The organism is Marinomonas profundimaris (genome assembly GCF_000508165.1).
Lineage (GTDB): Bacteria > Pseudomonadota > Gammaproteobacteria > Pseudomonadales > Marinomonadaceae > Marinomonas > Marinomonas profundimaris.
Genome location: NZ_AYOZ01000023.1, coordinates 77,870 through 92,906, shown reverse-complemented (window position 1 = coordinate 92,906; position 15,037 = coordinate 77,870). Strand labels below are relative to the sequence as shown.

Annotated in this window: 11 protein-coding genes and 1 pseudogene; 5 read left to right on the top strand and 7 right to left on the bottom strand. The window is 45.6% G+C overall.

The features are described from left to right. Positions 1-85 precede the first annotated feature (85 nt). Entirely contained in the window at positions 86-1,723 is a 1,638-nt protein-coding gene (locus tag D104_RS29590) for an aminotransferase class I/II-fold pyridoxal phosphate-dependent enzyme (RefSeq protein WP_024024266.1), read from the top strand. Positions 1,724-1,837: 114 nt separating this feature from the next. On the opposite strand, the gene eptA is transcribed toward D104_RS29590, so the two are convergent. Beyond that, a complete protein-coding gene (gene eptA / locus D104_RS29585) occupies positions 1,838-3,439 on the bottom strand; it encodes a phosphoethanolamine--lipid A transferase EptA (protein ID WP_024024265.1) in 1,602 nt (533 codons plus the stop codon). Positions 3,440-3,797: 358 nt separating this feature from the next. On the opposite strand from eptA, the gene D104_RS37030 reads away from it, so the two are divergent. Next, on the top strand, positions 3,798-4,622 hold the full coding sequence (locus D104_RS37030; protein WP_024024264.1) for a phosphatase PAP2 family protein: 825 nt from the start codon (positions 3,798-3,800) through the stop codon (positions 4,620-4,622). A 48-nt stretch (positions 4,623-4,670) separates the two neighbouring features. On the opposite strand, the gene D104_RS29580 is transcribed toward D104_RS37030, so the two are convergent. From D104_RS29580 to D104_RS29570, 3 genes are all read right to left on the bottom strand, one after another. Then, a complete protein-coding gene (locus D104_RS29580) occupies positions 4,671-5,297 on the bottom strand; it encodes a DsbA family protein (RefSeq protein WP_024024263.1) in 627 nt (208 codons plus the stop codon). Between the two features lie 158 nt (positions 5,298-5,455). Further along, positions 5,456-6,655 carry an amino acid aminotransferase gene (locus D104_RS29575; RefSeq protein ID WP_024024262.1) on the bottom strand — a complete coding sequence of 400 codons (1,200 nt, stop codon included), beginning with the start codon at positions 6,653-6,655 and terminating at the stop codon, positions 5,456-5,458. 247 nt (positions 6,656-6,902) lie between these two features. Further along, the gene (locus D104_RS29570; RefSeq protein WP_024024261.1) at positions 6,903-7,097 is read right to left on the bottom strand and encodes a PA3496 family putative envelope integrity protein; all 195 of its coding nucleotides are present in this window, start codon (positions 7,095-7,097) and stop codon (positions 6,903-6,905) included. A gap of 186 nt (positions 7,098-7,283) precedes the next feature. On the opposite strand from D104_RS29570, the gene uvrD reads away from it, so the two are divergent. Beyond that, positions 7,284-9,497, top strand: coding sequence for a DNA helicase II (gene uvrD, locus D104_RS29565; protein WP_024024260.1), 2,214 nt, complete (start codon positions 7,284-7,286; stop codon positions 9,495-9,497). 82 nt (positions 9,498-9,579) lie between these two features. Then, complete coding sequence (locus tag D104_RS29560; RefSeq protein WP_024024259.1) at positions 9,580-10,638, top strand: Gfo/Idh/MocA family oxidoreductase; 1,059 nt, start codon at positions 9,580-9,582, stop codon at positions 10,636-10,638. Positions 10,639-10,767: 129 nt separating this feature from the next. Here the strand turns inward: D104_RS29560 and D104_RS29555 are convergent, their stop codons facing one another. From D104_RS29555 to D104_RS29550, 3 genes and pseudogenes are all read right to left on the bottom strand, one after another. Further along, positions 10,768-11,655, bottom strand: a complete 888-nt coding sequence (locus D104_RS29555) for an LOG family protein (RefSeq protein ID WP_024024258.1) — start codon at positions 11,653-11,655, stop codon at positions 10,768-10,770. Between the two features lie 73 nt (positions 11,656-11,728). Beyond that, positions 11,729-11,986 (bottom strand): MBL fold metallo-hydrolase RNA specificity domain-containing protein, encoded by a 258-nt coding sequence (locus tag D104_RS37645; protein ID WP_327026061.1) that lies wholly within the window; start codon positions 11,984-11,986, stop codon positions 11,729-11,731. A 9-nt stretch (positions 11,987-11,995) separates the two neighbouring features. Then, a pseudogene (locus D104_RS29550) lies at positions 11,996-13,129 on the bottom strand (MBL fold metallo-hydrolase); the annotation flags it as partial. 547 nt (positions 13,130-13,676) lie between these two features. Between D104_RS29550 and D104_RS29545 the strand changes: the two are divergent. After that, positions 13,677-14,789, top strand: a complete 1,113-nt coding sequence (locus D104_RS29545; protein ID WP_024024257.1) for a TRAP transporter substrate-binding protein — start codon at positions 13,677-13,679, stop codon at positions 14,787-14,789. Positions 14,790-15,037: the final 248 nt, after the last annotated feature.

The following is a 15,037-nucleotide window of genomic DNA, read 5'->3' as shown; positions in this document are numbered from 1 at the left end:
ATTGGCCTTTTACTTGCGTTTTTTTAAGACAACAATAATGATTGATAACAGATACTAGATGACAAACTAGAAAAGGTACAAAGCGGTGGCGGATTTTTTATATAAAGGTGTGGTGGATTGGTTTTTGGATCAAATGGCGCAAGACGCGATTTTGCCCGGCGATCGTATGCCTTCTTTACGTGTTTTATCGAAGCAATTGGGTTTGAGCTTAAACACCATCATTCATGGCTATGAGTTACTGGGTGAAGATGGCTGGATCGAATCTCGCCCTAAATCCGGTTATTTCGTTTGTCATCGTAGTGAAACTAAACCAGCCTTGTTATTGGCCAGCGAAACGCTCATAAAGCTCGCCAATGATGGCGCCAAACCGGCTTGGTCTTGCCTTGCTCATCGCGGTGCTTTGGTGGATCAAAGTGATGCGTTTTTGAGCCCGACCACTCGTCAGGAAGACGTGCATTTACCCGTACTGGGAAAAGGCCATTTAACGGCGCGAGAGTCGATCAGCGATTATTTAAAAGGTTTGGGTATCAAAGCACACGCGTCGCAAATATGGCTTGGTTACTCTCCTTTGGCGATGTTTACACAGAGTGTTCAAACGTTGACTCAGCGAGGCGATGCCGTGTTGGTGTTAACACCATGTGATCCTAGAATTACCACGACGTTACAAAGCTTAGGGCGACAAGTTATTGCGTTGGGCTCTGGTGAACGCGGTGCCGATTTAGATATCGCCATTCGTTGTTTACGTGATGAATCAATTCGTTTGGTTGTGTTGCCGGGACAATTCTCGTTTCCTGCAGGGCAATTGATTAGCAATTTAAGTCTGCGTCGTTGGTTAGCGATTATCGAAGAAACTAAGTTGCCAGTGATCGAGTGGGACATGTGTTCACATCTTGCTTATCGTGCAGGTTCTATGATGACTTACAAATCATTAGATTCGTCCGATCATATTGTCTACATCGGCGGCGTGGAATCGAAAGGCGTAGGCCGTTCGGCAAGCTGGTGTTTGGCTGGGCGACATCAGAGTGTGTTGGAAGGCGCTTTTTTAGGCGCAGATATGTCATTGAGCGATACACAACAAACGGCGTTAAGCGATGCATTACAACCAAATAGTAAGCGTTCGCTGACTCGTCGAGCGAGAGAAATTTGGGCCAATTCAGAGCGCGTCAAAGCGCATTTGGAAGCACGTCTTGGCGAACACGTTAGCTTTGCTTCGAGCAAAGGCGGAATGTCGTTATGGATGCATTTATCGACACCATTAGACATGGCGGGTACGACGGCCTTGTTGGCCAATTTTAGACACGCGATTGTGCCTGGCGCGTTAGTGAGCCATGAAGCAGACGCCAAACATTGGTTTGCCGTGAATGTAACATTAGACGATGTCGAGCCGTTGGCAAAAGCCTTGGCGGAGCATCTGGTATCGGATGAGGCTTCACCTGACAATCAAAACATTGAGCCGTTAGAGGAATCAACGGAAGAGGCTGATCTAGCGCCTGCTGTAGAACCTGAAGATATAGAACCTGAAGATATAGAACCTGAAGATGTCGAAACGGAATCGATGGACAGCGATGTTACGCTGTCAGAGGTAGTAGAAACGGCGAATACCGCGAAGGCGTCGAGCGAAGAAAAGGTGATTACAAAAGAGGAAGATAAAAAGTCGCGTGATGCGAGTACCGAACCGCTTTATAACCCGATGTTGGATTTAATCAATCACGATTTTGGTTGATTCATTAGGTTCTCTGTATCGGCGCATTAAGTCGATACTGAGTGATGCCAGTGATCGAAGCAATAAAAAGGGCCAGATTGACGGCCCTTTTTATTGTCGTGTACGAAATGTGTTTTAAGGTTGGCTTGCTGCGCCGAACATGTCTAAATCTTTGTTATAAATTTCACTGCGCATGTCGAATGCCCCCATAACGCTGTGGAACACATTGGCTTGTGTGCTGCTTTCTCTGCTTTTTAACGTATCGACGTTAATGTGTTGTTGGTCGATAAAAGACGGCGACATCCAGACAAGGAAGGGCACATGCAATTGTTGTTCTGGCGCAATAGAATAGGGCGTTCCATGTAAATAAATACCACCTTCTCCAAGTGATTCTCCGTGATCAGATACATACAAAAAGGCACTTGATGTGTCTTTTATGCCCGCCAGTGTTTGGCGTAATTGATCCAAGAAATGATCGTTGTACAAAATGGTATTGTCGTACGCGTTAATCAGCTCTGCTTGTGTGCACTTGCTCAGTTCAACGGATCGACAGACAGGCTTAAACACCTCAAATTCTTTAGGGTATTTGCTGTAATAAGAGGGGCCGTGACTGCCTGTTTGATGCAATACCACAAATACTTTTTGCTTATCCGATGCGGCGATTTGTTCGGCCAAATGGCTGAGTAAAACACCATCATAGCCGCATTCATTGCCTTCACAATTCTGCTTTAAATCCCCTGAACTTAGGTAGCTAGATACCTTAATTGGTGGTTCACCCCAGTTCTTGGTGCGCCAAATAACATCAATTCCTTGGCGTTGTAGGTAACTGGGTAACGGCTCAAAATTTTCAGTAAATACGCCGCTTGGAGTGTGGTGCGAGAGAATGCATTTTACGGCGGCGGTAGTATAGCTGGCGCAAGATGTGGCGTTTTTCAACGTAATGACGTCCGATGCGGCGAGTAATGGATTGGTGGGTCTATCGTAACCATACAACGAAAAATTCTGTGCGCGTGCCGATTCACCAATCACCAATACCACAACGGTTTTATTATTGGATAGGAAAGTCGCATCAGGCAGTGGTGTTTGAACAATATTTTCCTGAGACTTGCTGTATTGGAAACGCGCGGCATTGCCGACGTATGACCAAGGCATGGTCATACCGCCCAGCTGTTTGGCATGGTCGTCCACCCAAAGCCATTTGCTTTGCGATTGCCATAAAAAAGTAGAAATCACGACAATAGTAAGCACAAGATGCAACGCTAAGCGGATTCTAGACGTCTTTTGAATCGAAGATCGCATGATCAAATAAGCCGGAATGACGCCCATAAGTACAAAATACACCAGCAGTGTAGGACTTAGAAATTGCTCAGATTCCGAATATTGTGTGTTGAAGATATTGCCCATCATGGTTCTGTCTAAAATGACGTTGTAGGTCACAACAAAGTAGACCGCCAGCGAATTCGCTAACGCCAACACCACACAAACCGCTTTACCAAGGCGTCTTGATATCAAAAACAACAGGTACAGAATCAACGCCGTCTCTAAGTAAATCACCGCGAACACCGCCAGCAGCGTATGCAAACTGTTGAGAGTGATGCCATCTAAGTTTTTCAATGAAAAAGAAAACAATGGCCAGTTGTAGAGGGCGATGTTCAGTAAGGTGATGAAAATAATGAAGGTTGATGTTTTTGGTGTGCTTTTGAAAAAGCGAGAAAAACCAGAGTGTTGGCGCTTCATGGGCGAGTTGTTTCCTGTTGATCCTACGGCGGCTTCGTGCCGAAAAGTGCAAGGCGTTAATGGTTAAATATCAATTCTAGGTTACATGATAGATGCTTGTTTGCACCACGGAGTCACTTTATCACGCAAGCCCGATGGTAACAATTTAACACTAATCGTAGACGTATTTAGGATCATGGCGAATCCGTGTCATTGAGAAGGCGCAGAATACATTCCCCAAAAATTAAGGTCATATGTCCATTATTGGTATGTTTGTCATGAATTTTTATATATTTTTCACGCAATATGCATAGAATATGGTTAAAATTAAACGCTAACTGTTATTTCATATTAGAAATTCCCAATGGAGATGGATTTTATGCGCTGCTCTTCAACCAATATTTGCAATAACTATAAGTCTTTATTAGAAGAGGCTCGGTCGACACCAACTGTTGTGTCGCAATCTGACATCCAGATTTTATTAGTGATTGCCATTGTTTTAGCCAGTTTGGCAAGCATTGGATATTCTATGGGAGGTTATCAATTTGCCTTCTTAGAAATAAACCACTTATCTTCTTATATTTCTCCTACCTTGCTGGAGAACCTCACCGTGTTTGGTGACGGTGTGTTTCTATTGGCGTTGGTGTTGCTTTTTTCATGTCGTCATATTCGTTTTCATTGGACGGTTTTGTTTACGACGATCGTATCTGCGATTGTTGTGAATTTATTGAAAGACTATTTCGCGATGTCTCGTCCGCCAGCGGTGCTTGATCCTGAGGCATTTAACTTGCTTGGGCGGGCGTATAAGTCGCGCAGTTTCCCATCTGGTCACAGTATGACGGCGTTCTTGCTGGCCACTATTTGCTTTTGTTACGTGCAGAACCTGTACTTTAAAGTGTCTATTATGACCTTGGCTGTCTTGGTGGGTTTGAGTCGAGTTTTGATCGGCGTTCATTGGCCAATGGATGTATTAATAGGTGGTGCCTTAGGTGTCGTGCTGGGCGTAGCAGGTGTGGTGGTGACGGCGAAATGGAAAGCTGGAATTTGCGCTTACGTTCATTTATTCACGCTGACCTTGTTGGTCATTGCCTGCATTATGATCTTCGTAGATGGCAATGATTATAAGCTTGCGTTGCCATTGTTGTATGTGGTGTCTGCGGCCGCGTTATTTCGAGTATTCAAAAATTACATTTGGCTAAAATAACGAGACTGTTTCTACTTGGTTAGAAGGTCTATAGATATAAAAAAGGCGCTATGACAGCGCCTTTTTTATGGCGTTTAACATGCTGGTATGGTCTTTATAATCCAGTGGGATCGATGTCAATTTATCCCCAATGATCAAGGCGAGAGAAGGGAAAGAATTCAACCCAATGTGTCTGGCTTGTTCTATTTCTTCTTCTAATAAGCGTTCGTTTTTAACGTGCTGCATATTTTTCTGAAAGCCAGCAGGGTTCAAACCAATGTGTTCTGCACATTCGGTTAACGTATCAATATCCGATGGATTTTTCGCCTTCAAGTAATAGGCTTCTTGGATCGCATGATACATTTCCTCTTCTAATCCCATGTCTCTTGCCACATAACAGGCTCTGCAAGCAGGGTAGGTGGAACGACGTGGTGACGCCGTTTGCCAGAAATCAAAATTGAACTCTGTTCCCAGTGTCGAATGAATATTTTTCCACGTGGCTTCTAATTTGCCTTTCATGTCGTCTGCCATTGGCGCATCCGAATCAATAGCAAGTCCACCTAACATGGGCTGAATGGCCAACTGATCTGAGTCGACTAACCCTTGCAGCGCTTTCTGTAGCTTTGTCCAAGTTGGGCGAAATCCCCAGCACCAGCTACACATAGGGTCATAGCAATATATTAGTGTGGCGGTCATTAGTAGCTCCAATATTGAGTTGAGAGGTTTCTTTTGGAAGAGTAAGAACGGATAAGGTAACAGTCTCTTTGTCGATAAAACAACAAGCAAAACGATTAGACATAAAAAAACGGCTTCAACGAAAGTTGAAGCCGTTTAATGCGTTGCTCGAAAAACGATTATTCGCTTTTTAAAACCGCAGCAATGCCATCACAAAGCGGCCCCATATTGTCATGGGTCATACCCGCCACACTGATGCGTCCAGAACCAACAATATAAATACCGTATTCTTTGCGCAACTGAGTAACTTGCTCTGGTGTTAGGCCAGAAAAAGAGAACATGCCTTGCTGATGAGAGATGAAAGAGAAGTCTTGAATCACGCCCTTTGCTCGCAACGTATTCACAAACAAACTGCGCATTTCGTGAATACGAAGACGCATACCTTTTAACTCGCTTTCCCATAATGCATACAGCTCTTTGTCGTTCAGAATTTCAGCGACAACGGCGGAACCATGAGAAGGTGGGTTTGAATAGTTGGTGCGAATACAACGTTTGATTTGAGTAAATGCGGTGTCAGCTTGTTCTGCGGTTTCACACAGAATTGTCAGTGCGCCAACACGTTCGTTATACAAGCCAAAGTTCTTTGAAAATGAGCTCGCGATCAACATTTCAGGAACGTATTCCAAGAAAGTGCGGAGTCCTTGAGCGTCTTCTTGTAAACCTTGGCCAAAGCCTTGATAAGCAAAATCAAACAATGGCAAGAAGCCTTGTTTACTGCAAAGCTTCGCCAGCTGATACCATTGCTCTGGCGTAGGATCTATGCCTGTTGGGTTGTGACAACAGCCATGAAACAGCACCACATCGCCTTCTGGCACTTGTGACAAACTGGCCAACATGGCTTCAAAATCTAGCGATTTGGCATTGGCGTCGTAATACGCGTAGCTGCCGACTTCCAACCCGACCGATTGGAAAACCGACTGATGGTTCGCCCAAGTTGGGTTACTGACCCAAATAGTGGCTTCTGGCAGATGCTTTTTAATGAATTCTGCGGCAACACGTAATGCGCCTGTGCCGCCAGGAGTGTGAGCTGTTTGAGCAAGCTGCTTGGTAATAATCGGATGATTATGCCCAAATAAAAGAGTTTGCACGGCAGATCGATAAGCTGGGGCGCCTTCGATGCTGAGGTAATTTTTGGTTGTTTCTTCTGCCAACAAACGTTTTTCTGCTTGTTTTACGGCGTTTAAAATCGGTGTATTACCTTGCTCGTCTTTAAAAACACCAACGCCCAAGTTGATTTTATTGGGATTTGGATCTTTCTTGTAAGCGTCATTCAGGCCAAGAATTGGGTCTGCTGGTGCGGCTTGTATATGTTCAAACATGGTCACTCCCCCAAGAGGGTTATTTGCTTTTTTTATTATGGATTAGAAGATATTAAAATCAGCTCACATGGTACTCCAAGACGTGAGTAACCGCTATAAGTTGAAGGAAAAGGGAGGGAAATTAACTCAGGAGAAATGAACGAATAAATGACAAAGAGAGGCTTTTTAGAGGGAAAAAAGCCCCTTGACCTAATCAAGCGTTAGGTCGAGTTTTGTGTCTCTGAACGAAGAGAGTGATTAGATAAAACTAATCATCCCAACCATTTGATATATCATGATGTAAGCGCTTCTGTTCCAAATGCTGTTCAATGGCGCGCCTGGCTTTTAGCAAACGCACCGCATCTTCCTTTTTATTCTGCTCTTTTGTTTCATTCTGCAAGCTAATGGAAGCGTGCATTATGTCGGTTTTTACTTCAGTTAGTGTTTCAGTAAAATCGCTCATCGTTATACCCTTTTGGACGTTCGACGACATTGAACTGCACAGATCACTGTCATCAACAGTTAAAAAAAGTCAAAATAGACAGACAACACATTATTCAAACTAATAAAAAACGTAAATAGATCGAAAATCAACCTATTTTTACACGGTTTTTATGACAAAAATATTAATTAATCATGGCGGAATGTAATGGACGTTTCTTTTATCCTCGACTCACTGAATGACAAACAGCGTGAAGCCGTCGCAGCACCGTTGCAAAACAGCCTAGTATTGGCCGGCGCTGGATCCGGTAAAACGCGAGTCTTGGTGCACCGTATCGCGTGGTTGATGCACGCCTATGAATTGTCACCTTACAGCCTGATGGCCGTCACCTTTACCAACAAAGCGGCGCGTGAAATGCAAGGTCGTATCGAACAGCTTGTTGGTGTGCCTCCACAAGGCATGTGGGTGGGTACATTTCACGGCTTGGCTCATCGACTATTACGCGCCCATTGGCGTGATGCAGGCTTGAAAGAAAACTTCCAGATCATGGACAGCGACGACCAGTTGCGCCTGATCAAACGCATCATGCGTGAGCTGAACATCGACGATACACGTTGGCCGCCGAAACAAGTGTGTTGGTTTATCAATGGACAAAAAGACGAAGGTCGTCGCGCCGCGCATGTACCAGACAGTCACGATCCCTTCACCAAAGGCATGCGCGAGCTGTATTACCATTATGAAGAAGCCTGTGAGCGTGGCGGATTACTCGATTTTGGTGAGCTGCTATTGCGTGCGCATGAGCTGATGCTCAGTACGCCGGCGTTATTACGCCATTATCAAGACCGTTTTCGTCATGTGCTGGTGGACGAGTTCCAAGACACCAACACCATTCAATACGCCTGGTTACGTATTATGGTGGGCGAACATGGCACGATCACGGCCGTGGGCGACGACGATCAGTCTATTTACGGCTGGCGTGGCGCGAAAATCGAAAACATCCAAAGCTTTACGAAAGACTTTAAAGACGTTGGTACGGTTCGCCTAGAACAAAACTACCGTTCAACAGGCCACATTTTGAATGCCGCCAATGGCTTGATCAAACACAACGACGATCGTCTAGGCAAAGAGCTATGGACCGAAAGCGGCGATGGCGATCCTATTTCCTTGTACGCGGGTTTCAACGAACAAGACGAAGCGCGCTTTATCGTTGGCATCATCAAGCAATGGCGCGACAAGGGCACCGCTCTCACCGACATGGCGATTCTGTATCGATCCAACGCGCAATCTCGTGTCATCGAGGAATGCTTGGTTAGGGAACAGATTGCTTATCGTATTTATGGTGGGCACAGATTTTACGACCGTCTCGAAATCAAAAACGCCTTGGCGTACGCACGTTTGGCGCTTGATCCTAACGACGACGGCGCCATGGAACGCGTGATCAACGTGCCACCGCGCGGCATTGGTGAACGCAGTATTGGTACATTGCGAGAGTTTGCTCGAGATCACGGCTGTTCTATGTGGCACGCCGCCCAAGAAATTGTGCGCCAGTCCCTAATGACCGCGCGCGCTACCAACGCCATTAAAGCCTTTTTGTACCTTATCGAAGGATTGAGCACTACGGTTCAGCAGCCTGATTTGAACTTGAACGACATCTTCGAGCAAATCATCGAAGAAGCGGGTTTGATCCCTTTCCATGAAAAAGAGAAAGGCGAAAAAGGCGAAGCGCGCATCGAAAACTTGAAAGAGTTGGTTGGCGCGGCGGGTGGGTTCAGCTGGAGCGACGAAGACGAAGAATTCAGCTCGCCACTGATGGCCTTCTTAGACAAAGCCGTATTGGACGCAGGCGATGCGCAAGCAGACGAATACCAAGACGCCGTTCAGCTCATGACGCTTCACTCTGCAAAAGGCCTAGAATTCCCATTGGTGTTCTTAACCGGCGTGGAAGAAAATATTTTCCCAAGTAAAATGTCGTTCGAAGAACCGGGACGACTCGCAGAAGAACGTCGCCTTTGCTACGTGGGTATTACGCGTGCGATGGAGAAGCTTTACATCACGTACGCCGAATCTCGTCGATTGTTTGGCAGCGAATCGTTCAACAGTCCATCACGCTTTATCAAAGAATTACCGCCGGAATGCTTGGAAGAAGTCCGTCTTCGCTCACAAGTCAGCCGACCGGTTTCGATGCAGCGACCGGATTACAGCTTTGAAAAGAACAAACTGCAAAACAGCAATGTGTTGAACAATTACAAAGCGCCAGAAGTCACCGTCAGCATGGGTGATCGAGTAAACCATCCGGTGTTTGGTGAAGGCTTAGTAATCAACTACGAAGGCCAAGGCCCACAAGCACGCGTTCAGGTTAACTTCGATGATGAAGGCACCAAATGGCTGGTGTTATCGTTCGCTAAATTGGAAGTTATTTAGTCTATTGTGTTCTGGTTTATGTTGATTTGTTTGTCTGTAAGACTGTCCATAAATATAAAGTTTAGGTGAAAGAGGGTAAGGGATGGCTATTCGTGTTGGTTTGATCGGTTTTGGTTTGTCTGGGCGAGTGTTTCACGCACCTTTTGTGATGAACGACCCTGGCATGACGATGGCGTATGTTTGCAGTTCCAAGGCGGGTGAAGTGAAAGCGGTATTGCCTGATGCCATGGTTGTGTCGTCTGCCGAGGCTGTGTTTATGGCGTCTGATGTTGATTTGGTGGTGATTACCACACCAAACGTGTTGCATTTTGATCAGGCGAAACAAGCGTTGGAAAACGGCAAGCACGTGTTGCTAGAAAAACCCTCTGTTACTAATTTATCTCAGATAGAAGCCTTGTGTACCCTTGCTAAGAAAAAAGGCTTGGTGTTTTGTGTTTATCAAAATCGTCGCTTTGATGGCGATTTTCTGCGTCTTAAAGCCCTGATCGAAAGCGGAGAGTTGGGTGAGTTGAAGCATATTGATTCTCGCTTTGATCGTTTCCGCCCGACATCTCAAGCGCGTTGGCGTGAAGAACCTGGGGTGGGAACGGGGATTTTTTGGGATCTTGGACCGCATATTTTCGATCAAGTACTTTGCTTGTTTGGAGAACCTATTTGGTTGCAGGCCAGCATTGATACCTTACGAGATGGCGGCCAAACGGCCGATTGGTTTGAGCTTGAGTTGGGTTACGCAGATAAACGTATTTGCCTTGGATCCAGTCCATTTGAAGCGGGGGAAATGCGTCGTTTTAATGCCAGATTCACCAAAGGCAGTTGGCAGTGTGTCGGTTTGGATCCGCAAGAAGACGCGTTGCGAGCTGGGCAAATGCCATGGGAACCAGAATTTCCTTCACGGGCTACCCCACAACGCAATACGCGCTTTGTCGCACATTCTCAAGATGACATTGATGCGATTCAAGAAGACGCGACTCAAGGTGAATACGCGGCGTTTTATGCGCAACTTCGCGATGCGATTCTCGGTAAAGGAAACGCCCCTGTGCCGATGGAACAAGCGTGTCAGTTGATTTACGGTCTGTGTTTAGCTGAGCAGTCTTCAGAGAGTGGTCAACGTATGGTTTGGAATTACACGCCAGCCATGTAACAAAGTCGCTTTTATTCCTCGATGGAGCGGGAGGGCGAATAAATTATGACTGAGTCTGCGTTTTTCAGAGGCGTCGCCAAATACGGCGCGACTCTGAAAAATGCTTTTCATCTTGATGTTGTTAAGCGCTCACAAGTCCCAATATTCGTGGATTATTTTCCAAGCCTCTTCGGCAGAATCAACGAACTTGAACAGAGATAAATCCGCTTCATCTATCATTCCTTCGTCAACGAGCATGTCAAAATTGATGACTCGACGCCAATACTCACTGCCCAATAATAACACCGGAACCGGTTTGATTTTTCGCGTCTGAATCAAGGTCAGCGTTTCAAATAATTCATCTAATGTTCCAAACCCTCCTGGACAGGCCACTAATGCTTTGGCGCGTTTAAGGAAATGCATTTTACGAATGGCAAAATAGTGGAACTGAAAACAGAATTCAGGGGTTATGTAAGGGTTAGGATGTTGTTCTGATGGCAGTACGATATTAAGCCCTATACTTTTCCCTCCAGCGTCCTCGGCGCCACGGTTCGCGGCTTCCATTAAACCTGGGCCACCTCCCGTAATCACGACCAGCTCACATCTACTGTCATTTTCTGTTTCCGTTGTGATTAGCCGAGATAACTTTCGTGATTCATCATAAAAACGACTATTAACAAGTACGCGTTCAGCAATGCGCACTTTACGCGCCAACGCGCTGTTGTCTGGTTCCAGTAGAGCATTGGCTTTAGCGTGGTTTAATTTTTCAGTAGCAATGGTGGGTTCGGGGATACGGGAACTGCCAAAGATAACAACCGTAGAGTGAATGTTATGCTCATCTTGAATTAAATCGGGCTTGAGAAGCTCTAATTGTAATCTGACGGGTCGTAGTTCATCGCGTAATAAAAACGCTTCGTCTGTGTAGGCCAACCTATAGGATGGCGAGCTTGTTTGAGCGCTTTCTGTAACTTGCTTGGCCGAATGGACATCATCACCCGCACTGGGAAATACACTTTCTGGCTTTCTAGATTGCGGCATTAAAGCTTATCCTGTTGGCAAAATATTTTCTCATTAAGGGCTTGGGGACAAATAAGCCCCCAAGGTTTTTCCTTTAAAATGAAATACTTTGATTTTTAGTTGGAATGTCGGCGGACCAGCCAGCCGAAGCAAGGTGCTTCTGGAGCGCTATTTTGGCGTTATTTTCGCCATGCACAAGAAACAAACGAGGATGCGGTTTTTTAAAATTACTGACCCAATCCAATAGCTGCGATTGCCCCGCGTGCGCTGAAAACCCGCCGAGTGTATGGATGGCCGCCCGAACAAAAATCTCTTCACCGCCGGTGCGAAAGACTGTTGAGCCATCGACCAAGGCTCTTCCGGGCGTTCCATTGGCTTGATAGCCAACAATAATCACATGCGCATTACGCTTCCATAAATTATGTTTAAAATGATGGCGAATACGCCCACCCGTACACATACCACTGCCAGCAATAATAATGGCGCCTGACTCAATTCGATTCAGTGCCATGGATTCTGCCGTGGAGGTTGAATAGCGTAATACGGGTAAAAACGTGTGTAGGCTGCTTTTTTAGCTTTGCCCCAACGCGGCGGCATCTTCCGTATTATAAACATTCTGATATCGATGATAGATTTCCGTCACGGCTATGGCCATTGGGCTGTCTAGAAAAACGGCTTGTTGTTTCAGTTTGCCTTTTTGATACAACTGACCAAGACGAAAGATAATTTCTTGGGTTCGCCCAACCGCAAAGGAAGGAATTAGAATATTGCCGCCATTCTTTGATGCTTCTACTATGATGTCTTCAAATTCTTCCAGCGTGTCATCCATAGGGCGATGGTTACGATCACCGTAGGTGGATTCAAGCAATAGCACGTCTGCTTCTTCTACGACTTCAGGGTCCGCAAGCAAGGCTGCGTAACTGTTACCAAGATCGCCTGAAAAAACGAGTTTCTTTTCTGTGCCGCCTTCAGTAATAAACATTTCAACAATCGATGAGCCGAGAATATGGCCAGCATCCCGAAAACATACATCGACGCCTTCGACGATTGAAATGCGTTTGCCATAACGATTGCCAACACACTGGGTTAACATCTCTTCCACGTCTTCCGCTGTGTACAGCGGTTCAATCAAATCCTTTCCGGATCTGCGACGACGTTTGTTTTCCCATTCTGCGTCGCTGCGCTGAAGTGATGCCGAATCTTTGAGTAACACCTCCAACAGCTCGGCGGTTGGGCTCGTCATATAGATGGGACCCTTATAACCATCGGCGCTTAATTTTGGTAGTCGGCCAGAGTGATCTAAATGACCATGTGACAGAACCACCGCATCCAGCTCGCCAATGTTAAACGAGAAAGCATTGTCATTTTGCTTCTCTTCTTCGCGTCGGCCTTGATAAAGACCGCACTCCAGTAATATTTTTGCTGTCGCTGTTTCTAATAGATAAGAAGACCCTGTCACGCCTTCTATTGCACCGTGGAACGTTAATTTTGTCATGATAACCTCAACTAATTGACGTTTAATTCCTCCAATCATCCTACATTGATCCAACGAAATTAGGGTATGTCCCTGATCAACAAACGCCATCAATGCCGATAGCCCAAACGGTTTTTATCGAATAATAATATGACTGACGTAGACCGATTCTTACTATCAGGGTTGGTAATGGTCTGTTTGTTTTTCAACCAAATCAATGTGGTACACAAAATACTAGAAGGGCGACTGATGCCGCTCGACGTATATCATGGTGCTATTCTCCGAATACTTAATGGAATGCAGCATTATTGAGTGAATACGGCTTTTTTGTGACAAAAGGGTTGAGCAAAAATCCTACACTTCTTATTATCAATCGCCTCTTTCTTGTTTCATGCATGAAAGAGGCGTTTTTCTGTCTGACCCTAAAATAAAAATACAACAACGAGCGATGAGAAACATTCGCTGGTGGTTGATCAACTCTACAATGGTTGGTGATGTTGGGCATCACTTTCACATGTCACAGACAGAGTCATATTGTTATCAAGTAACGGCACACTGAGGGAAAGTAATGCGTAATTTAATGGTATTGGGCAAGTTGGCGTTCGCTGGTTTATTAGCCTTGTCTTTGGTCGCTTGTGGCGGATCAGAGAAAGCGGAAGACACCGCAAAAGTAGAAAAGAAAGCAGAGACAATTCATTGGAAAATGGTCACAACGTGGCCTAAAAACTTTCCAGGATTAGGAACGGGCGCCGAAGCGTTGGCGAAGAACATCAAAGCCATGTCGAATGGTCGTTTAGACATTAAAGTCTACGCGGCGGGCGAATTAGTCCCTGCGTTGGAAGTCTTTGATGCGGTATCACGTGGTACCGCAGAAATGGGGCATTCCGCCTCGTATTACTGGAAAGGCAAAGTCCCTGCGGCGCAATTCTTCACCACCGTGCCGTTTGGTTTAACCGCGCTTGAGTTTAACGCTTGGATTGAATTCGGTGGCGGTTTGAAATTATGGGAAGAAATTTACGCGCCCTTTAATTTGATCCCAATGCCAGCGGGCAATCCCGGTGTGCAAATGGGTGGTTGGTTTAATAAAGAAATCAATTCTTTAGCCGACTTCCAAGGTTTGAAAATGCGCATGCCAGGTTTGGGCGGCGAAGTGCTGAAAAAAGTCGGTGCGTCTCCTATCAATTTACCGGGTAGCGAAATCTTCACCGCGCTTCAAACAGGCACTATTGATGCGACAGAATGGGTTGGCCCGTACAACGACCTAGCGTTTGGTTTGTACAAAGCGGCGAAGTATTACTATTACCCAGGTTGGCATGAGCCGGGTTCTGCGGTTGAAGCGATTTTCAATAAAGACGCGTTCAATGCCTTGCCAAGTGATTTACAGGCGATTGTGCGTTCTGCGGTTCAACAAGCCAATTTGTCTATGTTGAGCGAGTTTACGGCGCGTAACAATGCTGCGCTGCAAACCTTGGTGAACGAGCATCACGTGATTTTGAAGCCGTATCCGCAGGATTTATTACTCGCCCTGAAAAAAGCCTCTGACGAGACGTTAGAAGAAGTGGCAGCGAATGATCCAGAAAGTCAGAAGGTGTATGACTCGTTCAAGAAATTCTTGGACTCTGTTAGTGCTTGGCACGACGTGTCTGAACGGGCGTTTATTAACGCACGCGCAGGAGAATAATCCTTCTGATATTGTCAGAAAGTCATTGTTTTGACTGATTTTAAGCGCCGTTATCGTCGATAACGGCGCTTTTTTATGGGCAATAAACCCGCTGTAACGAGGGGGATGCAGAAATAAAATAAAAAAGATCTTGAGAGCTGAGACGGCAATTCATACTATCTAAATCACTTAGTGCACAAAATGTGTCTAAAGGGTCAATATTTAGTCTTAATACTGACCCGAATCGCACAATTGGGGTTGTGTGATTA

Bases quoted from the DNA above. Each gene is read 5' to 3' on its own strand.
- eptA (WP_024024265.1), bottom strand. From the start codon at position 3,439: ATGAAGCGCCAACACTCTGGTTTTTCTCGCTTTTTCAAAAGCACACCA.
- D104_RS37030 (WP_024024264.1), top strand. From the start codon at position 3,798: ATGCGCTGCTCTTCAACCAATATTTGCAATAACTATAAGTCTTTATTA.
- D104_RS29580 (WP_024024263.1), bottom strand. From the start codon at position 5,297: ATGACCGCCACACTAATATATTGCTATGACCCTATGTGTAGCTGGTGC.
- D104_RS29575 (WP_024024262.1), bottom strand. From the start codon at position 6,655: ATGTTTGAACATATACAAGCCGCACCAGCAGACCCAATTCTTGGCCTG.
- D104_RS29570 (WP_024024261.1), bottom strand. From the start codon at position 7,097: ATGAGCGATTTTACTGAAACACTAACTGAAGTAAAAACCGACATAATG.
- uvrD (WP_024024260.1), top strand. From the start codon at position 7,284: ATGGACGTTTCTTTTATCCTCGACTCACTGAATGACAAACAGCGTGAA.
- D104_RS29560 (WP_024024259.1), top strand. From the start codon at position 9,580: ATGGCTATTCGTGTTGGTTTGATCGGTTTTGGTTTGTCTGGGCGAGTG.
- D104_RS29555 (WP_024024258.1), bottom strand. From the start codon at position 11,655: ATGCCGCAATCTAGAAAGCCAGAAAGTGTATTTCCCAGTGCGGGTGAT.
- D104_RS29545 (WP_024024257.1), top strand. From the start codon at position 13,677: ATGCGTAATTTAATGGTATTGGGCAAGTTGGCGTTCGCTGGTTTATTA.